This window comes from Limnobacter sp. CACIAM 66H1 (genome assembly GCF_001601825.1).
Taxonomy (GTDB): Bacteria; Pseudomonadota; Gammaproteobacteria; order Burkholderiales; family Burkholderiaceae_B; genus Limnobacter.
On record NZ_LUJK01000024.1, the window covers coordinates 23,820 to 46,239 of the forward strand.

A 22,420-nucleotide genomic window follows, 5' to 3' on the forward strand; every position below is an offset into this window, starting at 1 on the left:
CATCATGCGCTGCAACATGTAAGGAAGTTATAAGTAAACCTGAGTGGCAATCTAGATGCCCGCCAACATGCGGTAACCCACACCGGTTTCCGTCAAAATAAAATGGGGATCTGCCGGATTTTTCTCGATTTTTGCGCGCAGCTGGCCCACATACAGGCGGGTGTATTGTGTGTGCTCCAAATACTCAGGACCCCATACATCTGCGAGCAATTGACGATGACTCACCGCCTGACCAGCACTTCGCACCAGACGCGCCAGCAGTTCATACTCGGTGGGAGTCAATTTAACCTCAACACCATTCAATGTGATTTCACGCTTGAGCAAATCAATGTTCAAGCCATCACGCTGATACAACAAAGTGGCTGGCTGCGCCAAATTACCTCGGTGGCGCAAGGCCACCCGGATCCGCGCCAGGAGCTCCCCCACGCTGAATGGCTTCACCAAGTAATCATCAGCACCAGCGTCAAGCAACTCAATTTTGCTGCCCTCATTCGGGCGCGCCGAAATCACAATCACGGGCGCATTACCCTCCCTTCGGGCCAACTCCAGAAAACTTTTTCCATCACCATCGGGCAAACCCAAATCGAGCAAATACAAATCAAACGCCTGGCCCGAAGGCTGATTTGCCAACAAGGCCTTGGCTTCTGACAAGCTCGCCGCTGTGACCACGGAATGTCCCTCTGTGCTCAAACTGTTGCGCAGGGCTTTACCCAATTCCCGATCGTCTTCAATCAACAAAATACGGATGCTCATGTACCATATTCCTGCGAAGTATTCATTGGCAAAGCGAAAGAAGCAATGACACCCTGACCTGTCTTTGCGTCTGATGAAAACTCCAGACGCCCGCAATGAACTTGCGCTACCGCCTTACACAACTGCAAACCAATACCCAAGCCCCTGGATTCATCACCCTGCGATTTGAGTTGGCTCTGCATACCTTGCCCACGATCAGCGACACGAAACACCACCTCACCTTGCTGTTGCAAAACATTTAGTTCAACTGAACCAGGTGCACCCGAATGTTTGATTGCATTGTCAATCAAATTGTCCAGCACTTGCTCCACCAACACCATGTTGCAATTCAGCAGCGGCAAGCCCGAAGCAACTTTCACAGTGGGTAAATACATGGCTTTTCGTTTTCTCAGGCGTTGCAGCACAGCTGCCACCATGTCCTCAACCGATTCAAGTTGCATGGGTACCTGCACCTGTTCACCACTTAACCGTGCCAAGGTCAGTGTGTTGTCGGTCAGGCGTGCAACCTGCTGGGTTTCCTCTTGAATCAATTCGGCGTAATGCCGAATCTCGTCTTGGCTCAAGCGATCGGTCTGGTCAAGAATCGCCGACGCGGAGGTCATGATGCTGGTCAGCGGCGTTCGCTGATCATGTGCAATTGAAGTTAAGAAAAGACTGCGGGTTTTCTGTGTTTGTGCCGATTCTCGCGCACTTTGGGCACGCAACGCATTGTCTCGTCGATCGCAGGCCAGGCCCATTTGATCAAGCAGGGCCTGAGCATCCCGAACCCACACGGCCTCGTTAACATCAATATCAGTGCCCATGCACACGCATACCCCATACGCTTTCGATTTTCCACGCATGGGCAAATACAGATCTTCCAGATTGTCATATCGCCCGGTACTACGGCCAAGCGCCTTGTTCTCTTGCAGGCAGGCATCAAACGCTTTCATTTGCGTAGGGTTCAGCAGTTCAAGCTCATGGGAAGTAAACCCAATCAATACTCGGGTAGCGCCCTCGGCCAGACCGAGCAACAATTGGTGTAAATCTGAAAGTAGATGTTGCGGGTTATCAACCTCGCGCAGTTTTTCGCTCCACTGCATCAACTGCAAAGTGCGTTGCGCCTGCTGCCGTTCAAGCGCTGCAATCTGCTTTTGCCGACGTAACAAATAGGTAATCAGCCACGACACGCCCATCATGGTGATCAGCAAAATACCATGCTCGTGAAGGTCAACATGCAACGTGTGCACAGGTGGCACCATTTGGTAGTTGAACATGAGCACTGCAAGCGCACTGAGTGCAAGTGAAAGTGACAAGGGCAACAACAAGGAGTATATCGATGAGACCAGAATAAGTAACACTGGCGCGTTGGCAAGCGAGACCCAGTCATGTGGATAAGCCAGCACCAACATCAGGGCGGCCCACAAAGTAAAACCCATCACCCCTGTCAACAACACGGTCGGTTTCATGAATTCAATTCATCCAATGGAAGCAATGCCTTTGCTTAACGGCAGGTCACAATCATCACCCGATTCTAATCGTTGCTGCAATTGAATTAGCGAATTCTTCTCAGAAAGGGTTTGTTCCGCATTTGAAAAAGTAAGGCAGTGAATCAATCGGCGCAGGCACCGTAAACTTGCCACAAACTGGGCGTCAAAGTTTACGTGTAGAACTAGACCTAAACTTACCCTCAATTAGATCTCATCAAAAATGAAGCGCTGTGCCACACTAAAAGTCCAACAACATCTGGGGGCACACCATGGCTGCAGCGCATTTTGATTTTTCCAATACCTGGACAGTGATCACCGGCGGCGCCAGCGGTATTGGCCTCACCTGTGCACTCGAAGTAGCAAAATCAGGCGGAAACGTCATCGTATCTGCCAGCCGCAAACCAGAAAAAACCCAGACGGCGCTGCATCAAATCCAGTTAATCAATCCAAATGTGAAAGCCAAAGCCTTCCCGTGCGAAGTGGGGCAAGAGGCCTCTGTCGCCGCTTTTTTCCATTCAATTGGACAAGAAGGGATTGCTGTTAACCATGTGATTCACAGTGCAGGCATATCCCCAAATACTGAATTTTTTGACCAAACCCAGACCGAATGGGACCAGGTACAAAACACCAATGCCACTGGCAGCTTTTTGGTTACCAAGTACGCTGCACTCCAGATGAAAAATAATCCCGTACATGGAGATTTTCGCGGGCGCATCCTACTGGTCACCTCTACCAATGGCATCAACAGCTGGGACCCAGTCTCGGCCCACTATGACGCTTCCAAGGCCGCCAACAATCTGTTTGTGCGCGTGGCCGCGGAAAAATTATCGGAAGACCAAATTTGTATCAACGGCCTGGCCCCAGGCTGGATCAACACCGACCTGAACGCCACCCTGCCCCCCGATGTGCGCGAAAAAGAATCTGCAAAAATCTGGATGAAACGCTGGGCTGAACCCGATGAAATGGCGCGATGCGCCTTGCACTTGCTCACGATGCCTTATTTGATGGGCCAGGTGGTAATGGCAGATGGTGGCTATCGCTAAGCCATGTCATATGGCATCGGTATACTGCCCTGCATGAACGATCTTTTGCTACGCCTCAAACTGGCTGTTGAACACCCACATGAAGACAAAGTGTCCGTGCGTTTTCTCGCAGACATGCATGGCGAGTCTGCCCACGGCGCACTGTTGCTTTTCCTCGCCGTGCTCACATTGCTACCCATCCCGTTCTCGGGTTTTTTGTTTTCATTTGGCATATGGGCCGTAGCCCGAATGATGTGGACCAACAACAGTGGCCATGGCCTGCCCGACCGGGTTTGCCGCGTAGAGCTGTCCAAAGAATCAGCCACGCGATTGATCAAAATCTTGAACTGGATATACACCAAAGCCGACCGCATTTGCACGCCTCGACTGGAATCACTGAGTAGTCCCACGCATCGAGGCTGGCTGGTACCCTTCATTGCCACAATGGGTTTCATCATTTTTCTGCCGATACCCGGGGGCAACGGCACACCCGCTGTTGCCCTCATATTGATCGGTCTTGGGCTGATGGCGCGAGACGGCCTGGCGATTATTGCGGGAATGGTTACCGGGCTTGCAGGCATTGGCGTGGTAGGGTTTTTAATGTGGGTGATTGTAAGGCTGGTTTGAAATGAGACATCTTGAAAAACACAAAGGTCACCGCACCGGTTGGCTACGCGCAGCAGTACTCGGTGCCAATGATGGCATTGTGTCCACCGCTAGTCTGGTGTTGGGTGTGGCGGCGACTGGTGCAGGTTCACAAGCGATTTTAGTCGCAGGTATGGCTGGCCTGGTGGCTGGCGCCATGTCGATGGCCGCAGGGGAATATGTATCAGTGAGTTCGCAAGCTGATACAGAAAAAGCAGACCTCGCACGTGAGCGCGCGGAACTGGCCAATCAACCCGACCATGAGCATGCGGAATTGACATCGATTTATGTTGAGCGGGGGCTTGATGAAAATCTTGCCAAACAGGTTGCAAGCCAATTGATGGAACACGACGCATTGGGAGCCCACGCGCGCGATGAGCTTGGTTTGTCAGACGCACTGGCAGCAAAGCCTGTGCAAGCCGCCTTGGCTTCCGCAGCTACTTTTGCTGCTGGCGCCCTCCTGCCATTGCTGGTTGCCTTCTTGCTGCCCTCAACAAGCTTGATGTGGGGTGTCGCTGGCGGCTCTCTTGTATTTCTTGCGGGGTTGGGCGCACTAGCCGCTCAAGCGGGTGGCTCCTCCATGGGAATCGCTGCGGTACGCGTCACCTTTTGGGGCGCATTGGCCATGGGCCTGACAGCAGGAGTAGGTGCATTATTCGGGGTGACGGCTTAGCGACAATCGATCAGAAAAACTACCCAAAAAGACAAAAGGCCCAAGTTAAAACCTTGGGCCTTTTAGATTTTTGGTCGGAATGAGAGGATTCGAACCTCCGACCCCTTGCACCCCATGCAAGTGCGCTACCAGGCTGCGCTACATTCCGAGAAGGCTGGATTATACATGAAACGCCTAGGCTTTCAGGGCTTCGCGCAAATTTAGCAATTGTTCTTTCAAAACTTCACGATCAATCAAAATGGGCAGTGGCGCGTCACCGGCAGGACCATTTTTTTCCTGATCCAAACGGTTACGTGCACCATTGATGGTGAAGCCATGCTCGTAGAGCAACTCACGAATTCTGCGAATGAACAGCACCTCATGGTGCTGGTAGTAACGGCGATTACCTCGGCGGGTAATCGACTTCAATTGCGTGAATTCTTGCTCCCAATAGCGAAGCACATGGGTTTTTACGCCACACAGCTCACTGACCTCACCAATGGTGAAATAGCGCTTGGCCGGAATGGGCGGCAAGCTGGCTGTGGGTGGCGCTCCGTCGGCGTTTACGGTTTTTTGCATTGAGTAATTGGCTTGTACTTAAATAATTTAGTGAAAATTATTCAACCAAAGCTTTAAGTTTCTGGCTGGGATGAAAGGTTACCACTCTACGCGCTGCAATGGGAATCTCTTCGCCAGTTTTTGGGTTTCTGCCAGGCCGTTGGGGCTTGTCGCGTAACTGGAAATTGCCAAAACCCGACAATTTCACGGAATCGCCGCCTTCCAGTGTGGTGCGAATTTCATCAAAAAATGCATCCACGAAGTCTTTGGCTTCGCGCTTGTTCAGGCCCAGGCTGTCAAACAACATTTCAGCCAGTTCAGCCTTGGTCAGGGAGCCCGAGGCCAGACCGTCTTCAATCAGGTCCATGCGGTCAGAGCGGGCAGTCATTTCGTTGCTTCGGTCGTCGTTCAACACAAATTGATCCACAGTGAGTTCTACCTATTTATCAATATTTATCGCAAACGGGCCGCACAACGCTGGCCTGCCTGCTCAATCATTTTTTTCAACAAAGGCTCGATGTCTGCATCAGTCAAGCTGCGGTCGCTCGCTTGAAGGGTCAGCCTGAAAGCCAAACTTTTCTCATTTAGATTCAGACCCTTACCTTCTTCTTTCGGTACGAATTCATCGAAAAGGATAACCGATTTCAGCCAAGCAAGGTTGTCATCTTTCACTTCCGTGAATGCTTTTTTAAGTTGCGCAGCAGCAATATTTTGCTCTACTACAAATGCCAGGTCTCGAACTACAACCGGCTGCCTCGAAACTTCCTTGAAAGCAGGCAATTTACGGGTGTTCAAACCATCCAGCAACAACTCAAACACGATCGGAGCCTGTGGCAGATCGTATTCTTGGGCCAACCTGGGGTGCAGTTCACCGATAAAACCAATCGGTTGCCTGTTTACCAAAACGCGGGCACAGCGACCTGGATGCAAAGCTGGATGGGGGTTTGTAGCATCAAATGCTTCAAAATCCACCTTGCGACCATGCAACAGTTGCTCCACATCGCCTTTCACATCGAAAAAGTCGAGTGCACGGTTATTACTTGCGGCCCATTGCAATTGGTCTGCCAAGCCATACGCCAAACCGCCGAGTTTCCAGGTTTGCTTGAAGCCCGCGACGGTTTGTGCGCCGTCTTGCACTTTGTCGTCTTTCTCGAAAACGCGGGCCACTTCAAACACACGCAGGCGGTCTACACGATGACCCAAATTGTGTTTCAACACACCAGTCAGGCTGCCAATCAAGGTAGAGCGCATCACACTGAGGTGGCTTGCAATTGGATTGAGCAAGCGAACCGGGTTGGTATTCGCATTGAAATCTGTTTCCCACTGTTCGGGCGTGAAACTGTAGCTAACTACTTCTTGGTAACCCAGCGCAGCCACTTGACGGCGAATGGCATGGCGGCCAACTTTACCTTCAACAGCAGGCAGCATTTTCAGCTTGCCCATGGGTGCTCGCAAAGGCAGGCTGTCGTAGCCCACCACACGAATCACTTCCTCGATCAGGTCCTCTTCGATGTTGATGTCGAAGCGATAGCTGGGTGGGTTGACCACATAAGAAATCGCCTCTTTTCGCCCGTCGATCGCCTGCCCTTCAACGCTAAACTGGAAGCCCAGTTTGGTAAACACGTCTTTCACCTGCTCCACCGTAAATGGCATGCCGATCACCATTTCCGCGCGCGCATGGCGCAGCGTCACGGGCTTGCGTGCGGGCAGGTTCAACACCTGGTCCACCACTGGGCCGGCCTGACCACCACAAATTTCCAGAATCAGGGCAGTGATGCGTTCGATGTGTTCAGGAATGGTCTGGAAGTCCACGCCACGCTCGAAGCGGTGTGAGGCATCAGACGAAAAATTGAATTCACGGGCACGGCCCACAATGGCGTCGGGATGCCAGAATGCCGCCTCCAAGAAAATATTGGTGGTACCTTCGTTCACTGCAGTGTGATCTCCGCCCATGATGCCAGCCAGCGCCTCCGGGCCATTGGCATCGCAAATCACACCCATGTGCGGCTTCAAGGCAACTTCCATCTCGTTGAGCAGCTTCAGTTTCTCACCTTCGCGCGCCCAACGCACGGTGAGTCCACCCTGCACTTTGTCCAGGTCGAATACATGGCTGGGACGGCCCAGTTCAAGCATCACGTAGTTGGAAATGTCCACCAGTGCGTTCAAGCTACGCTGGCCCGCGCCTTCCAGACGATCAACCATCCACTGAGGAGTTTTTGCATGGTTGTTCACACCGCGAATAACACGCCCTGCAAAGCGACCGCAAAGGTCAGTGTTTTCCACGGTAACGTCCAACACATCGCTAATGGTGGCGGTCACTGGTACCAACGAAGGTGGGTTCAAAGCTGCACCAGTGAGCGCGGCCACCTCGCGGGCCACGCCCCAAACGCTTAGGCAGTCGGCGCGATTGGGCGTCATTTTCAGGGTGAACTTCATCTCGTTCAGGCCGAGCAGTTCACGCACATTGCCGCCCACCGGGAATTCTTCGCTCAGAATGTGCAAACCATCAACATCGCTGGGCACACCCAGTTCTTTGCCAGAGCACAACATGCCACCGCTTTCAACGCCGCGCATTTTGGTGGGTTTGATTTTGAAACCACCAGGCAATTCGGCGCCAGGCAAAGCGCATGGCACCTTCAGCCCCTCGGCCACATTCGGGGCACCACATACAATTTGACGAACGTCGCCCTCGGCCACTTGCACCTGGCATACGCTCAAGCGGTCGGCATCCGGATGTTTGTCTTTTTTTAACCACCAAGCCCACAACCACACCCGAAAATTCTGGTGCCAGGGGTTCCAGTTCTTCAACCTCGAGCCCCGCCATAGTGAGCTTGTCGCCCAACTCTTGCGTACTCAAGGGCGTGTTGACGAGTGACTTCAACCAGGATTCTGTGAATTGCATCTTTTAATATCCAAAACTGGTTTGGTTAAACGGAATTAACTTAATTGAATTGCTGCAGAAAACGAATGTCGTTTTCGTAGAACAGGCGCAGGTCGTTGATGCCGTAACGCAGCATGGTCAAGCGATCCGGACCGACACCAAACGCAAACCCTGTGTAGGTTTCAGGGTCAATGCCCACATGGCGTAACACGTTGGGGTGCACTTGACCGCAACCGGCAATTTCCAGCCACTTGCCCTTGTTGGGGCCGCTGGTAAACGCCATGTCGATTTCCGCAGAGGGTTCAGTGAAAGGAAAGAACGACGGACGGAAACGAATCGTGATGTCATCGGTTTCAAAAAAGGTTTTCAGGAAATCCATAAATACCGCTTTCAAATCGGCAAAGCTGACACCCACGTCAATCCACAACCCTTCAACCTGGTGAAACATGGGCGAGTGGGTAGCATCGCTATCAACACGGTACACACGGCCCGGCGCAATAATGCGAATGGGCGGAGTATTGGTTTGCATGTAGCGCACCTGCATTGGTGAAGTATGCGTACGCAGCAGGTTGCCGCCAGTGCCCTCAACATAGAAGGTGTCATGCATGGAACGCGCAGGGTGATTTTCCGGCGTATTCAATGCAGTAAAGTTGTGGAAGTCGGTTTCAATTTCAGGACCGTCGGCCAAATCAAAGCCAATGGTGGTAAAAATTTCTTCAATGCGCTCAAGTGTTCGCATGGCGGGGTGCAAACCGCCTGTGCCGCGCATGCGGCCGGGTTTGGTTACATCAATCGCTTGCGCCCGCAGTTTCGCCTGCATGGCGGCATCGGCCAGCGCTTGCCGTTTGGCATTCAACACAGCCTCAACCTGCTGTTTCAATTGGTTGATTTCCGCGCCACGGGTTTTCTTTTCCTCGGGCGACAGAGCGGCCATGCCTTTGAGCAACTCGGTGACTTTGCCCTGTTTGCCCAAAAATTGGGCCTTGATGTTTTCAAGGCTGGCTGGGTCTGTTGCCGATGACATGGCCTGTTCGGCCTCGGTAAGAATGGCTAAAAGCGAAGCATCCATGGGTATTGGGTCGATTCTTTTTGAGATTGGAACGGCTCGGAGTAGAGCCCTGAATTGTACCGCCAGAAAACAAAAACGGAGCCCGAGAGCTCCGTTTTGTTTAGTCTTTTCGCCAACTTAAGTGAAAAACCTCAGGGGGCTACACTTGTGACAAATATTTGACTTGGCTGGTGAATTAAGCCTGCGCTGCGCGCACTTGACCCACGATGGCAGCAAACGCTGCTTTGTCGGTCACTGCCAGGTCAGCCAATACCTTGCGGTCCAGGCCAATGGCAGCTTTCTTCAAGCCATTGATAAACACGCTGTAGGTCATGCCGTGTTCACGCACTGCGGCGTTGATTCGGGTGATCCACAGGGCGCGGAATACGCGCTTCTTGTTGCGACGGTCACGGTATGCGTACTGACCAGCACGCATCACCGCTTGCTTGGCAACGCGGAATACATTGTTACGACGACCGCGGAAGCCTTTGGCTTGTGCGATTACTTTTTTGTGACGGGCGCGAGCCGTTACACCACGTTTTACTCTAGGCATTTGTCACTCCTCCCAGTTATGCGTAAGGCATCATGTCGCGAACGCGACCGATGTCAGATTTGTGAATCGTTTCCATGCCGCGCAATTGACGCTTGCTTTTGGTCGTTTTCTTGGTGAGGATGTGGCGCTTAAAGGCGTGACCACGCTTGATCGATCCGCTTGAACGGACCAAGAAACGCTTGGAGGCGCTCTTTTTGGTCTTCATTTTGGGCATCTTGGTGCTCCTATTACTGTTCAATATTTATTGAACCTGCTTGCAGGTGGCTTCGACGAAGCACTTTTCTAACCTGGTGGGCAATTTGTTGCTTTGTGGTTTTACGCACAATGCAGCAAGCCCGCGATTATAACGCGGGTTTGCTGTTCTGGGCAATACTTTTGGAAAACTTCAGGCTTTCGGTAATTACTTCTTGCGCGGCGCAATCATCATGACCATTTGGCGACCTTCCATTTTGGGCATTTGCTCAACTACGCCAATCTCATCGAGATCGGTGCGAACACGCTCCAACAGTCGGGCCCCAATATCCTGGTGAGCCATTTCACGTCCGCGAAAACGCAAGGTCACCTTGCACTTGTCACCGTCTTCCAAAAAACGGGTCAAGTTACGAAGTTTCACGTTGTAATCGCCGTCGTCTGTTCCAGGACGGAACTTGATTTCCTTGATTTGAACTTGTTTTTGTTTGGACTTGGCCTCGGCAGCTTTCTTCTGCTCTTGATAGCGGAACTTGCCGTAATCCATCAGCTTGGCCACTGGGGGCACCGCCTGTGGCGCAATTTCCACCAAATCCACACCGCCTTCTTCAGCCAAACGCAGGGCTTCTGATGTTTTAACGATGCCTAACTGCTCACCCTCAATTCCAATGAGGCGCACTTCGGGGATACGGATTTCCTCGTTAATGCGATTTTTCTTTTCTGCTACGATGTCTAGCCTCTTTCTTCTGGTTAAATAAATCAGGCCCTACTGTTGATTTCGCTCAGCAGGCGCTGAACAAAGTCATCAACAGGCAAGGAACCCAGGTTTTCATTGCCGCGCAAGCGCACAGCAACTTGATTTGCATCACGTTCCGCGTCACCAATCACGGCGATATACGGGGTTTTCTGCATTGTGTGCTCCCGGATTTTACGATTGATCTTTTCATTACGCAAATCCGCTTCCACTCTAATGCCTTGTTTCTTCAACATTTGCACCACATTGTGGGCATAGTCATTGTGTGCCTCGGTGATCGTGGCCACGACAACCTGAACTGGTGACAGCCACAAAGGCATGGCACCTGCGTGGTTTTCAATCAAGATTCCGATGAAGCGCTCCATCGAACCCACGATGGCGCGGTGGAGCATCACTGGCACGCGGCGGCTGTTGTCCTCAGCCACGTATTCAGCACCCAAACGACCAGGCAACTGAAAATCAACCTGAATGGTACCGCACTGCCATGAGCGGCCAATTGAGTCTTTCATGTGGTATTCAATCTTGGGTCCATAGAAGGCGCCTTCGCCTGGCAACTCAGTCCACTGAACACCACACGCCTTCAAGGCTGCTCGCAAAGAATCCTCTGCCTTGTCCCAGGTCTCGTCAGTACCCAAACGAGCCTCGGGGCGCAAAGCCAACTTCACATTGATTTCGTCGAAACCAAAGTCGGCGTAAACCTGCATGGCCACCTGGTTAAACCGGGTAACCTCTTCCTGAACCTGATCTTCGGTACAGAAAATATGGCCATCATCTTGCGTGAAACCACGCACACGCATAATGCCGTGCAAGGCACCCGAGCTTTCATTTCGGTGGCACGCACCGAATTCACCGTAGCGCATGGGCAGGTCACGATAGGAACGCAAATCGCTTTTGAACACTTCAATGTGCCCAGGACAGTTCATCGGCTTTAACGCATAGTCGCGCTTTTCCGACTCGGTGGTAAACATGTTTTCTTTGTAGTTGTCCCAGTGACCCGACTTTTCCCAAAGCTTGCGGTCCAGAATTTGAGGGCAACGAATTTCCTGGTAACCACCATCCACGTACACCTTGCGCATGTACTGCTCAACCTGTTGCCACAAAGCCCAGCCTTTGGGGTGCCAAAACACCAAACCTGGTGCTTCGTCTTGCATGTGGAACAAATCAAGCTGTTTGCCCAGTTTGCGGTGGTCGCGCTTTTCGGCCTCTTCCAGGCGGTGCAGGTAGGCAGCCAGGTCTTCTTTCTTGGTCCAGGCTGTACCGTAGATACGCTGCAACATTTCATTGTTGGAATTGCCGCGCCAGTACGCACCGGCCACTTTCATCAGCTTGAAGTGTTTCAGTTTGCCGGTGTTGGGCACGTGGGGACCACGGCACAAGTCGATGAACTTGCCTTCACGGTACAGCGAAATGTTTTCATTGCTGGGAATGCTGGCAATAATCTCGGCCTTGTAGTGCTCGCCCTGGTCTTTGAAAAATTGCACTGCGTCGTCACGAACCCATTCTTCGCGGGTCACCACTTCATCGAGCTTGGCCAGCTCGGTCATTTTCTTCTCGATTGCTTCCAGGTCTTCAGGAGTGAAGGGGCGCTCGTAGGAAAAGTCGTAGTAAAACCCGTCTTCGATCACAGGGCCAATGGTGACCTGCGCAGAGGGGAACAATTCCTTCACGGCATAGGCAAGCAAGTGGGCTGTGGAATGGCGGATCATGTCCAGCCCTTCGTCGTCTTTTTCAGTGACGATAGACAGGGTGGCGTCGTTTTCAATGGTGTAAGAGGTGTCAACCAGCGTGCCGTTCACTGTACCGGCCAAGGCAGCTTTCGCCAAACCAGGGCCAATGCTGGCCGCCACTTGGGCGACTGTCACAGGGTGATCGAAAACACGTTCGGATCCGTCAGGCAGGCGGATTACTGGCATAGGTACTTCCCTTACGATTGAATGAGCTTGGATGAAATTCTTCGCAACCTTCTATTTTAGCCTTTTGAATGATGCCTGGTCATACAAAAGTGGCTGATTGCGGACAAAAGCTTGTCCAATCAAACAATTTTGGGTTTGTGAATGCCTTCTTTGATGTCTTTTTTCACTTTCTTGGCTGCTTTCTTCTCTTTGGGAGTACTCAGCGCTTTCTTCTTGTCCATCTTGTTGCTTTTCTGCTCATGGCCCATGTTGAACACTCCTGATTGTTTCAAGCGTACAAACGCAAACTTGATTCAGCCATTGTGCTACGGAAAGAGCAATCGCGACGGTTTAAATTGATTGGGGAAAGTTTTGGTAGGACCGACTGGAATCGAACCAGCGACCTCTGCCATGTCAAGGCAGCGCTCTAACCAGCTGAGCTACGGTCCTAAAGAAGAGTGCGAAATATACACCAGTGAGCCCGCGGGGGCAAGTCCAAACACGCTTGACAAGATTTCTGACAAGAACTATTGTCATATTCAATTTTTCAAATCTCCATCATCGACAAGGAAAACAGATGGCCATTAAAGTCAGCCCCCAATCGTTTGAATCCATGCGCAAAGTCATGAACGGCTTCTGGATTGTGGTCCCAGCCTATCTGTTGATTAGCTTGGTGATGCCTTTCCTGTTGGTTTTGGCCGCCTTGTTACTGGTTGCACACACCTTGGAACTGCCAATTGCATTCCTTCGACTGCGCGGTAAAAACCTGCCCACCATGGAAGTGGTGTCAAAAACCCTGCTTTACGGCTTTACCTGGTGGCTGCCGAAAAGCCTCGAAGCCAAATAAAACGAGTCACAAAATCCAAGAGATGGCGGCTTTTTTGTCAAAAAAGAGTCATATAACCGTCACAAGGTAGTCAAATCGAGCGCGTTTAATGGGTGCCATGACAAGAACATGGACATTAAAAATGCGCTCGAACCAGTTGAATTTCAAGCAGCAACTTGCCGAACAACTGTTTGCGAAAGCGACCACCGAACCACACGCTGAGCCAACTGGTCAGCAATACCATTCTGAAGCTGACCCTGCCGCCGACGATCAGGGGTCAAACAAATACCGCACCATCTGGATTTCAGACATTCACCTGGGTACACCCGGGTGCCAGGCAGACGCCCTGCTCCACTTCCTGAAACACAATGAAAGCGACACGCTTTACCTGGTGGGCGACATTATTGATGGCTGGCAGCTGCGAAAAAGCTGGTTCTGGCCACAAAGCCACAACGATGTCATTCAAAAGGTGTTGCGCAAGGCGCGCAAGGGCACGCAAGTGGTGTTTATTCCTGGTAACCACGATGAAGCCGCACGCCAGTTTGCAGGCATGACCTTCGGCGACATTCCGATTATGGAAAACGCCGTTCACGTGACTGCAGACGGCAAACGCCTGTGGGTGGTGCACGGTGATGAGTTTGATCAGGTGGTGCGCTACGCCAAGTGGCTGGCCTATCTGGGCGATACGTTGTACAACTTTGCGCTGACTTTGAACCGGGTGTTGAACAATATTCGAATCAAGCTGGGCTACCCGTATTGGTCACTGTCGCAGTTTCTGAAACAGCAAGTTAAAAATGCCGTGAACTTCATTCTTGAGTTCGAGCACGCTTTGATTCACGAAGCCAGGCATCGCGGCTACGACGGCGTGGTGTGTGGTCACATTCACAAAGCCGAAATTAAACACGTAGATGGTTTGCTGTACTGCAACGACGGCGATTGGGTGGAAAGCCTGACCGCGCTGGTTGAGCACCCCTGCGGAAAACTGGATATCGTGCATTGGCCACACCGTGACCTGCCAGCCCGCAAACAAAAAGCGCTTGCGCACTCGTTAACGGAGTAAGCAACATGCGAATTCTGATTGCAACCGACGCTTGGGCTCCGCAAGTCAACGGCGTGGTACAAACGCTAAGCCAAGTGGTAGCGCAACTGACTGCGAAAGGACACGATGTCAGGGTGATTCACCCGGGCTTGTTCAAGACAATACCCTGCCCCACCTACCCGGAAATTCGATTGGCTCTTTGGCCATTCACCCGCCTGCGCAATGAGCTTGACCGATTCAAACCCCAGGCGGTGCACATTGTGACGGAAGGTCCAATCGGCCTGGCAATGCGTTTGCTGGCGCACGGTCGCAAACTTCCATTTACTACGGCGTACCACACTCAGTTCCCCGAGTACGTCAAAGCAAGGTCGGGTATCCCGATTCGCTTCACTGCCTCCCTGCTTCGCTGGTTTCACAAACCTTCCCGCGCTGTCATGGTGCCCACCATGTCAGTGATCGAAACGTTAAAGGGACGCGGTTTGAATAATTGTGTGCTTTGGCAAAGGGGCGTGGATCTGAAACGCTTCAATCCGGAGCAATCCGCGGCCAGCAAGCACATGAGTTACAGCCCACGGGACCTGCCCCATGACGACGCTCAACAGGTTGAGTTATTGCGCCGCTTGAATGAATGCAGCGTAGAGAAACCCGTGTTTTTGTACGCTGGTCGCGTCGCGGTGGAAAAAAATCTGGAGGCGTTTTTAAGCCTGGAGTTACCCGGCGAGAAGTGGATTGCTGGTGATGGACCTGCACGAAAGGCGCTCGAGAAGCAATACCCAGAAGCCAAGTGGTTCGGAATGCTAAACCACGCAGCGCTTTCCGAGTTGTACAAACGAGCCGATGTTTTCGTGTTCCCAAGCATGACTGACACCTTTGGATTGGTGTTGCTCGAAGCCATGGCCAGCGGTTGCCCCGTGGCAGCCTTCCCCGTGAACGGGCCGCTGGATGTGGTTGGCAATTCCGGTGCAGGCGTGCTGGACTGGAACTTGAAAACCGCTGCCATGGCCGCATTGAAAATTGAACGAGACGTTCCTTTGAAACATGCCAGCACCTTTACTTGGGAAAACTGTGCTGAACAATTCCAAGGCTACCTGGCACCAATCGGCTTGACCACCACTGCACCCAAGAAGTTGTCAGCCAACCCCAAGCCTTTGTCTAACCGTCCCTGAAGTCGAATGCCCTGTGAATTGCCTATAATAGGCCCTAAATAATAGGCACTAAGTGAAAACTCACAACTCATTCTCAGGAGCAATACAAATTGGGATTCCTAGCCGGTAAAAAAATTCTCATCACAGGCCTTTTGTCAAACCGTTCAATCGCTTACGGTATTGCAAAGGCCTGCCATGCGCAGGGCGCAGAACTGGCCTTCACTTACCAAACCGAGCGTTTCATTGACCGTGTTACAGACATGGCCGCCGAGTTCAACTCCAAGCTGGTGTTTCCGCTGGATGTGGCCGAGGACGCCCAAATTGAGAACCTGTTCACTGAACTGGCCAAGCACTGGGATGGTTTGGACGGTTTGGTGCACGCCATTGGCTTTGCCCCGCGCGAGGCCATTGCAGGTGACTTTCTGGAAGGTATTTCGCGCGAAGCATTCCGCATTGCGCACGACATTTCAGCCTACAGTTTCCCGGCACTGGCCAAAGCGGCCTATCCCATGATGCAAGGCCGCGAAGGCGCTTTGCTCACACTAAGCTATCTGGGCTCTGTTCGCATGGTGCCCAACTACAACACCATGGGCTTGGCCAAGGCATCGCTGGAAGCATCGGTTCGCTACCTGGCTGAATCACTGGGTCCAAAGGGTATCCGCGTGAACGGTATTTCAGCTGGTCCAATCAAGACCCTGGCTGCGGCAGGCATTAAAGGTTTCAGCAAAATTTTGCACGCCGTTGAGGAAGCTGCACCCCTGCGCCGAAACGTGACGATTGACGATGTAGGTAACACTGCCGCATTCATGCTTTCCGATTTGGCGCGTGGCATTACTGCTGAAATTACCTATGTGGATGCAGGCTACAGCACAGTGGTAGGCGGCATGGCAGAATAAGGAATCGATTCCTTAAACGTTTCACCACAAGGCGGTAATTCGGGTGAACCAACAGCAAACAAGTTCAACAACCCTCGCAGTGGCGGGGGTTTCAAAAACCCTCGGTGGCGTTAAGCTGTTCACCGACGTCAGTCTTCAATTGCAACAGGGGCAGTCTCTTGCCGTGATCGGTGAATCGGGGTCAGGTAAATCCACCCTGCTTCATTTAATGGCCGGGCTGGACAGGCCCGACACTGGCGAGGTGTATTGGGCAGGCACTGCCATTCACACCCTGAACACCGATCAAATTTCAGCGCGGCGACTTCGTCACGTAGGGCTGGTTTTTCAAGCCTACTACCTCATGCCGCATTTGACTGCGCAACAAAACGTTGAACTGCCTTTTCTGTTGGCTGGAGAAGAACCCAATCATGCGCGGTGCTCGCAACTGCTGGATCAGGTGGGAATGAGTCATAAATCCACAAGCTACCCGCGCGAAATGTCTGGCGGAGAACAACAGCGTGTTGCGATTGCGCGTGCACTGGCACTAAACCCGCCATTGATACTTGCAGATGAACCGACTGGCAACCTAGACGAGGACAACGCCGAGCGGGTGTTGCGGGTGTTGCTTGATGCGTGTTCAGCGCAGGGTTGCGCCTTGGTCATGGTTACCCATTCTCCCAAAGCAGCCAGTCACCTGAATCATCGCCTGAATTTGGCCGACCACCATTTGGCCGAAATAAGCAAAATTGACAATGTGGCAGCCCATGCGGCCAACAAGGCCTGAACCATGGTATTGCCCCCAAGCCTGGCTTTAAAGCTGCAACTGTTTGCCGGCGCCTTGCGTGATCAACCAGTGAAATGGCTGATCGCTACCATATCGATTGCAGTCGGTGTGGGGCTGGGTTTTGCCGTGCATCTTATTCACAAGCAGGCGCTTGACCAGTTCAACAACGGGGTACGCCAATTCTCCGGGCAAGCGGACTTGCAGTTGTTACCGCACAGCGCTCTACTGCCCGAGCACACACTTGAGCGGCTTGCCGCGTTGCCCGAAGTGGCTGTGGCCTCCCCGGTAATCGACATCAATATCGCAGTGCAGGGTTTTGACAAACCTGTGCGCTGGCTAGGGTTGGATGTATTCACAGCCGCGGCGGTCACGCCCAACTTGATTGGGCAAAACAGTGATGAAACAAACGACGCCGCGCAACAAGGCGAAATTCCCTTGCTAGGCACAACTTCCGTGTTCGTTAGCCCGGCTTTAAAGGAACTGATGCCCAGCGAACAATATACGCTAACCACGCAACACAACAACAGGAGCCAAGCATGGGAGATCGCAGGCACAGTGCCTGCCGCGGGTAGCGGGCAAATTCTTGCCGTGGCCGACATTGCCGCCGTGCAGTGGCGTCTGGGAACTCTGGGGCAAATTTCCCGGATCGATTTAAAACTTCAGGAGGGCGTGACCCCAGCCAGTTTTCAACGGCAATATGGCGACGAGTTTGCTGAATTGGGTCGTCTTGAAACGCCCAGTGAACAAGGCACACGGAGGAGCCAGTGTCTCACAAGCCTATCGCGCCAACCTGTCCATTCTGGCGATGGTGGCCCTGCTCACGGGCGGCTTCTTGACTTTCTCGACGCAAATGCTGGCGGTGGCACAACGGTCTCGTCAGTGGGCACTGCTGGCGGCTTTGGGCGCGCGCAGCGGCGCCCTGCGCATTCAAGTGTTGTTTGAATCAATGTGCTGCGGTTTGGTGGGTGGCGTGTTGGGCGTAGGCCTGGGCTGGGGCTTGTCGCTGGCTGTGGTCCGTTATTTGGGTGTTGATCTGGGGGCTGGCTATTTTCAAACTACACAAGGCACGGTGGCCCTGCCCCTTCTGGATACCCTTTTATTTGCGGGATTTGGCGTGGTGGCTACCCTGTTGGGTGGATTATCACCTGCCTTGCAAACCGGCCAAATGGCTTTGCACCAACGACTGCGTGCGGGCACGGAGGAAGCTGGCCTTCAGTTTGCCAACAAAGCGCATTGGGTTGGGTTGCTCCTGTGCGGGGTAGCCGCTGTTTGCTTGTTCATACCACCTTACGGCAATATTCCCGTGGGGGGCTATCTGGCTGTGGCCTTTGGTTTGTTTGGTGGCATCGCCATGATTGGCGTGGTGGTTCGTGCCCTGATCAGACCGCCCACCCAGCTAAGGGAAGTAGCGGATCTTGCCAAATCGCGTCTGGCCAGTACTCCGAATTTACTGGCGGTGGGCCTGTCCGGCGTGGTTGCGAGTTTTGCTTTGGTGGTGGCGATGCATGTGATGATCTACAGCTTTCGCCATTCACTTGACCAATGGCTTACCCAAGTATTGCCCGCCCCGCTGTACGTAAAACTGAACAACGCAAGCATTCCGGTATTTCCGGATGCCTTTCAGAAAAAAGTGGCTGAACTACCTGGTGTAGATTTGGTTGAATTTTGGGGCCAACAGGCCATTGTGCTTGATCCAAAAAGGCCTGCCGTTGAACTGATTGCCCGGCCCATTTCAGTTCAGGCTGCCGCACAGCGCCTGCCCATGACCGGAAATACAATCGATGAGCCCAAAGTCGGCACATTGCCAGTGTGGGTCAGTGAACCCATGACGGATTTGTATGGCCTGCAGGCAGGCAGCACCCTAGAACTGCAACTTGACCAAGGCGTGCGAGTGCCCACCACGGTGATGGGCGTGTGGCGCGATTACACACGCCAACACGGTGCGATTGTTTTACCCAAGGCGGAGTTGCTGGAGCAATTCAATGTGCAGTTCAAAGACACACAAGGCGCCATCTGGCCTCAACAGAATATCCCCGTCAAAGACATGGTTGCTCGAATTGAACAAGCAGCCAATACCTCCCCCATCGCCGAGAAAATAGACTTTGCAGAGCCAGGTGAAATTCGACAACTGAGTCTGGATATTTTTGATCGAAGCTTTGCTGTGACTTACCTGCTTGAAATTGCGGCCGTGGTGATTGGTCTGTTCGGTGTGGGCACCACGTTTTCTGCAATGGCCTTGCAGCGTAAACGGGAATTCGCATTGCTCGGTGCCATGGGTGCTAGCCCCCGCTGGGTCTTGAAACTGATTGCGCGTGAAGCATTGATTGCATCACTGGTGGCCGCTTTGGTCGGGTTGACAATTGGACTGGCCTTTGCGGCCATTCTGATTTTTGTGGTGAACCCGCAATCGTTTCACTGGACCATGGAATGGTTCACGCCTTGGCGAGACCTGTGCCTGATGGTTTCCGTGCTGGTTGCCATGAGCACCGCCACAGTGACGCTGGCTCTGCGAGACAAACTGGGTACTCGCTTGGTCGAGCAATTGAAAGAGGATTGGGCATGAAGCGCCGGGATGTGTTGAAAGTCGGCTTGGGTCTCCCCCTTCTATCCCATGCAGGTATCGCGCTGGCTGAAGCAGGTATGCAGCGCGTGTATGCCCAACCGAATGCAGGCATACCGCCCACCCTGCCCCGAGACCACGGCGCACACCCTGCATTCCGAACCGAGTGGTGGTACTTCACAGGCTGGTTTGAGAGCCCGGAATTGGGCGAACCTTTGGGTGTGCAAATCACCTTCTTTAGATCGGCACCCAATGTGAATGTATTAAACCCCAGCGCTTTTTCTCCAAAGCAGTTGTTATTTGCCCATGCTGCGGTGGCTATGCACTCTGCGGGCAAACTTAAACACGACCAAATCATTCGTCGCGCAGGCAGCGGCGGTGCCTCGATTCAAAGTTCAACCCAACAGGTATTGAACATCCAAATGCCTGGCTGGCAATTACAAACCGCGCAAGGCGAGCAGTGGCAATGCAAAATTAACACCCCTCAATTGACTATCGACTTGCGCATGGAACAAACACAGTTACCGTGGATGCAAGGCCAGGGCGGCTATTCTCAGAAGGGACCTAAACCCGAACAATCGAGCTATTACATCACCATGCCCCACATGCGCAGCAGCGGCACAGTTCGCGTGGAGAACAAAACATTGCCAGTGCAAGGCAGCTTCTGGATGGACCACGAATGGTCAAGCACCGTGCTGGCCCCAAATGCACAAGGTTGGGACTGGGTAGGTTTGCACGGCAGCCGAGGCGAAGCCTTGATGGCATTCCAAATCCGCGATCGCGACAGTGGCAAAGCACCGGTGTGGACTCATGCTGCTCTTCGACATGCAGATGGTAGTGTGCGAAATTTCAGCCAGGTGAAATTTGAGGTGTTGAAACGCTGGAAGTCAACCCGCACTGGCATTGAATACCCTGTCTCCCAAACGCTTGTGCTTGACGAGCAGCGCTTTGAACTTCTACCCCTGTTCGATGATCAGGAACTGGACGCGCGAGCCAGCACCGGCACGCTGTATTGGGAAGGCGCGGTGCATGTGAAAAGCGCCAGTGGTTCACCTTGGGGGCGCGGCTACCTGGAAATGACGGGGTATGATCGCCCCATGCAACTCTAAGCCACTTACCACTCACCGAATGAGCAACACCAATAAACTCCAAACCCTGGGTTCCACCCTGGCCTCCTTGGTCAGCCCACACAAAGCCTGGGCGTTTGCCGCACTGGGTGCCCTTCTGCTGGGCTCGGCCATGTCACTGACCATGCCGCTCATGTTTCGCTGGTTGATCGACAGTGGATTTCTCGCTGGCAAAAACCCCGAGGGATTAAACAGTGCCTTTGGCTATATTTTGTTGCTCGTGTTTGTGCTCGCCATGGCCAGTGCGGTGAGGTTTTATTTGGTCACCACGCTGGGCGAACGTATTTCTGCCGATTTGCGCAACCGTGTGTACAGCCATTTGCTGGTGCAACGACCAGAGTTTTTTGAAACCTTAAAAGTTGGTGAAGTTTTATCTCGCTTGACTGCTGACACCACGCTGATTCAAACCCTGATTGGCAGCAGTTTGTCATTCTTTCTGCGCAACAGTCTGACCACACTAGGTGGCTTGGTGATGCTGCTGCTTACAAGCCCTTTGCTTTCAGGTGCTGTGCTGTTGTTGGTAGTTGTGGTGATGATCCCGGTGGTGATATTGGCACGCAGGGTTCGCAAATTGTCGCGGGCCAGCCAAGACAAACTCGCCGACAGTAGCGCCATTGCTCAGGAAGTTTTGAACCAGATTACCACCGTCCAGGCTTTTAACCAGGAACATGCTGAGGCGTCGAAATTCACCACCTCAAGTGAGCAAACTTACCAAACCGCGCGCAGACGCACCGTGAACCGCTCCGCTTTGTTGTTCGTGGCGATTGGCCTTGCGTTCGCAGGCCTGGTGGTGGTGTTGTGGATGGGCGCAAAGGCAGTAGCCAGCGGTGAAATGAGCGCGGGTGAACTGGCCCAGTTTGTCATGTATGCAGCTTTCGTGGGCGCGGGTTTCGCCGCATTGTCTGAAGTACTCGGAGAATTTCAGCGTGCCGCAGGTGCGGCCGAGCGCCTGGTTGAGTTGCTCAATCTCGACACGACCATTCACAAACATGGCCTTCCACCACCTGCGAAACAGGGCGGCTTTTTGATCGAATTCAGTCATGTTGATTTTGCCTATCCATCAGCGCCAGAAAAATTCATTCTTGAAGATTTCAACTTGAGTATTCAGCGCGGCGAAACGCTTGCCATTGTGGGTCCCTCGGGTGCAGGCAAGTCCACCTTGTTCAGCCTGCTTCTGCGCTGGTACGACGTTAACCAGGGACAAATATTGATCGAAGGCAAGGCATTGGAAAGCCTTCATCTGGAGCAATGGCGAGCCAATTGCGCCTATGTGGCTCAGGAAGCGGTCATTTTCTCGGGCAGCCTGCAAGACAACGTGAGGTACAGCAAACCCGAGGCCACCGCCGAAGAAGTTGACAAGGCACTGGCCGACGCAGCCGCGACCAATTTTGTCCACCGAATGCCCAAGGGTTTGGACACCAATGTGGGCGAAAAAGGGGTGCGCCTCAGTGGGGGAGAACGCCAACGTGTGTCCATCGCTCGCGCCGTGCTTCGCGACGCTGGTTTGCTTTTGCTGGATGAAGCCACGGCCAGCCTGGATGCAGAAAGCGAACAATTGGTTCAACAAGCAATCGAGAAAAGCCGACACGGCCGAACCACCCTGATCATGCCCACCGTTTGGCTACCGTAATGGCGGCCGACCGGATTG

At 52.8% G+C, this 22,420-nt stretch carries 21 protein-coding genes, 2 tRNA genes and 2 pseudogenes; 12 read left to right on the plus strand and 13 right to left on the minus strand.

Annotation, left to right across the window (positions count from 1 at the left end; translation table 11 throughout):
- Positions 1-51: 51 nt before the first annotated feature.
- Together A0129_RS08650 and A0129_RS08655 are read right to left on the minus strand one after the other, a co-directional pair.
- Entirely contained in the window at positions 52-753 is a 702-nt protein-coding gene (locus tag A0129_RS08650; RefSeq protein WP_291714228.1) for a response regulator, read from the minus strand.
- Positions 750-2,201, minus strand: a complete 1,452-nt coding sequence (locus A0129_RS08655) for an ATP-binding protein (protein ID WP_291714230.1) — start codon at positions 2,199-2,201, stop codon at positions 750-752. Before A0129_RS08655 ends, A0129_RS08650 begins: the two co-directional genes overlap by 4 nt.
- Before the next feature lie 290 nt (positions 2,202-2,491).
- Between A0129_RS08655 and A0129_RS08660 the strand changes: the two genes are divergently transcribed.
- Genes A0129_RS08660 through A0129_RS08670 form a run of 3 tightly spaced genes read left to right on the plus strand, consistent with a single transcriptional unit; the run spans position 2,492 to position 4,562 of the window.
- On the plus strand, positions 2,492-3,265 hold the full coding sequence (locus A0129_RS08660; RefSeq protein ID WP_291714244.1) for an SDR family NAD(P)-dependent oxidoreductase: 774 nt from the start codon (positions 2,492-2,494) through the stop codon (positions 3,263-3,265).
- A gap of 33 nt (positions 3,266-3,298) precedes the next feature.
- Positions 3,299-3,871, plus strand: a complete 573-nt coding sequence (locus A0129_RS08665; protein WP_291714246.1) for an exopolysaccharide biosynthesis protein — start codon at positions 3,299-3,301, stop codon at positions 3,869-3,871.
- Between the two features lies 1 nt (position 3,872).
- Positions 3,873-4,562: a VIT family protein gene (locus A0129_RS08670; protein ID WP_291714248.1), complete on the plus strand. Its 690-nt coding sequence runs from the start codon at positions 3,873-3,875 to the stop codon at positions 4,560-4,562.
- A gap of 71 nt (positions 4,563-4,633) precedes the next feature.
- Here A0129_RS08670 and A0129_RS08675 read toward each other — a convergent pair.
- The 11 genes and pseudogenes from A0129_RS08675 to A0129_RS08725 all read right to left on the minus strand — a co-directional run bounded on the left by A0129_RS08675 (position 4,634) and on the right by A0129_RS08725 (position 12,866).
- Positions 4,634-4,710, minus strand: a tRNA-Pro gene (locus A0129_RS08675).
- A 26-nt stretch (positions 4,711-4,736) separates the two neighbouring features.
- Positions 4,737-5,120 carry a MerR family transcriptional regulator gene (locus A0129_RS08680; RefSeq protein ID WP_008249966.1) on the minus strand — a complete coding sequence of 128 codons (384 nt, stop codon included), beginning with the start codon at positions 5,118-5,120 and terminating at the stop codon, positions 4,737-4,739.
- 37 nt (positions 5,121-5,157) lie between these two features.
- A pseudogene (locus A0129_RS08685) lies at positions 5,158-5,430 on the minus strand (integration host factor subunit alpha); the annotation flags it as partial.
- A 122-nt stretch (positions 5,431-5,552) separates the two neighbouring features.
- Positions 5,553-8,001: pseudogene (gene pheT, locus A0129_RS08690) on the minus strand (phenylalanine--tRNA ligase subunit beta).
- A 40-nt stretch (positions 8,002-8,041) separates the two neighbouring features.
- Positions 8,042-9,049, minus strand: a complete 1,008-nt coding sequence (gene pheS / locus A0129_RS08695; RefSeq protein ID WP_291714250.1) for a phenylalanine--tRNA ligase subunit alpha — start codon at positions 9,047-9,049, stop codon at positions 8,042-8,044.
- A gap of 175 nt (positions 9,050-9,224) precedes the next feature.
- A complete protein-coding gene (gene rplT / locus A0129_RS08700) occupies positions 9,225-9,581 on the minus strand; it encodes a 50S ribosomal protein L20 (RefSeq protein WP_008249959.1) in 357 nt (118 codons plus the stop codon).
- Between the two features lie 16 nt (positions 9,582-9,597).
- On the minus strand, positions 9,598-9,795 hold the full coding sequence (rpmI, locus tag A0129_RS08705; protein ID WP_008249957.1) for a 50S ribosomal protein L35: 198 nt from the start codon (positions 9,793-9,795) through the stop codon (positions 9,598-9,600).
- A gap of 186 nt (positions 9,796-9,981) precedes the next feature.
- Positions 9,982-10,530, minus strand: a complete 549-nt coding sequence (infC, locus tag A0129_RS08710; RefSeq protein WP_291714265.1) for a translation initiation factor IF-3 — start codon at positions 10,528-10,530, stop codon at positions 9,982-9,984.
- Positions 10,530-12,437 (minus strand): threonine--tRNA ligase, encoded by a 1,908-nt coding sequence (thrS, locus tag A0129_RS08715; protein WP_291714251.1) that lies wholly within the window; start codon positions 12,435-12,437, stop codon positions 10,530-10,532. Before thrS ends, infC begins: the two co-directional genes overlap by 1 nt.
- Before the next feature lie 119 nt (positions 12,438-12,556).
- On the minus strand, positions 12,557-12,685 hold the full coding sequence (locus A0129_RS08720) for a hypothetical protein (RefSeq protein WP_256367115.1): 129 nt from the start codon (positions 12,683-12,685) through the stop codon (positions 12,557-12,559).
- Between the two features lie 104 nt (positions 12,686-12,789).
- Positions 12,790-12,866: transfer RNA gene (locus tag A0129_RS08725), tRNA-Val, on the minus strand.
- A gap of 127 nt (positions 12,867-12,993) precedes the next feature.
- Here A0129_RS08725 and A0129_RS08730 point away from each other — a divergent pair.
- The 9 genes from A0129_RS08730 (at position 12,994) to A0129_RS08770 (ending at position 22,402) form a co-directional block, all read left to right on the plus strand.
- Positions 12,994-13,263, plus strand: a complete 270-nt coding sequence (locus A0129_RS08730) for a hypothetical protein (protein ID WP_008249951.1) — start codon at positions 12,994-12,996, stop codon at positions 13,261-13,263.
- Positions 13,264-13,384: 121 nt separating this feature from the next.
- Positions 13,385-14,302 carry a UDP-2,3-diacylglucosamine diphosphatase gene (locus A0129_RS08735; protein WP_291714253.1) on the plus strand — a complete coding sequence of 306 codons (918 nt, stop codon included), beginning with the start codon at positions 13,385-13,387 and terminating at the stop codon, positions 14,300-14,302.
- Between the two features lie 5 nt (positions 14,303-14,307).
- A complete protein-coding gene (locus tag A0129_RS08740; protein ID WP_291714255.1) occupies positions 14,308-15,447 on the plus strand; it encodes a glycosyltransferase family 1 protein in 1,140 nt (379 codons plus the stop codon).
- A gap of 89 nt (positions 15,448-15,536) precedes the next feature.
- A complete protein-coding gene (fabI, locus tag A0129_RS08745; protein WP_171098705.1) occupies positions 15,537-16,322 on the plus strand; it encodes an enoyl-ACP reductase FabI in 786 nt (261 codons plus the stop codon).
- Between the two features lie 43 nt (positions 16,323-16,365).
- Entirely contained in the window at positions 16,366-17,085 is a 720-nt protein-coding gene (locus tag A0129_RS08750) for an ABC transporter ATP-binding protein (protein ID WP_291714258.1), read from the plus strand.
- Positions 17,086-17,088: 3 nt separating this feature from the next.
- The gene (locus A0129_RS08755; RefSeq protein ID WP_291714260.1) at positions 17,089-18,027 is read left to right on the plus strand and encodes a hypothetical protein; all 939 of its coding nucleotides are present in this window, start codon (positions 17,089-17,091) and stop codon (positions 18,025-18,027) included.
- Positions 17,936-19,648, plus strand: a complete 1,713-nt coding sequence (locus A0129_RS08760) for an FtsX-like permease family protein (protein WP_291714267.1) — start codon at positions 17,936-17,938, stop codon at positions 19,646-19,648. Before A0129_RS08755 ends, A0129_RS08760 begins: the two co-directional genes overlap by 92 nt.
- Complete coding sequence (locus tag A0129_RS08765) at positions 19,645-20,754, plus strand: lipocalin-like domain-containing protein (protein WP_291714261.1); 1,110 nt, start codon at positions 19,645-19,647, stop codon at positions 20,752-20,754. The genes A0129_RS08760 and A0129_RS08765 overlap by 4 nt, the downstream gene beginning before the upstream one ends.
- Before the next feature lie 19 nt (positions 20,755-20,773).
- Positions 20,774-22,402 (plus strand): ABC transporter transmembrane domain-containing protein, encoded by a 1,629-nt coding sequence (locus A0129_RS08770; RefSeq protein WP_291714263.1) that lies wholly within the window; start codon positions 20,774-20,776, stop codon positions 22,400-22,402.
- Positions 22,403-22,420 lie beyond the last annotated feature (18 nt).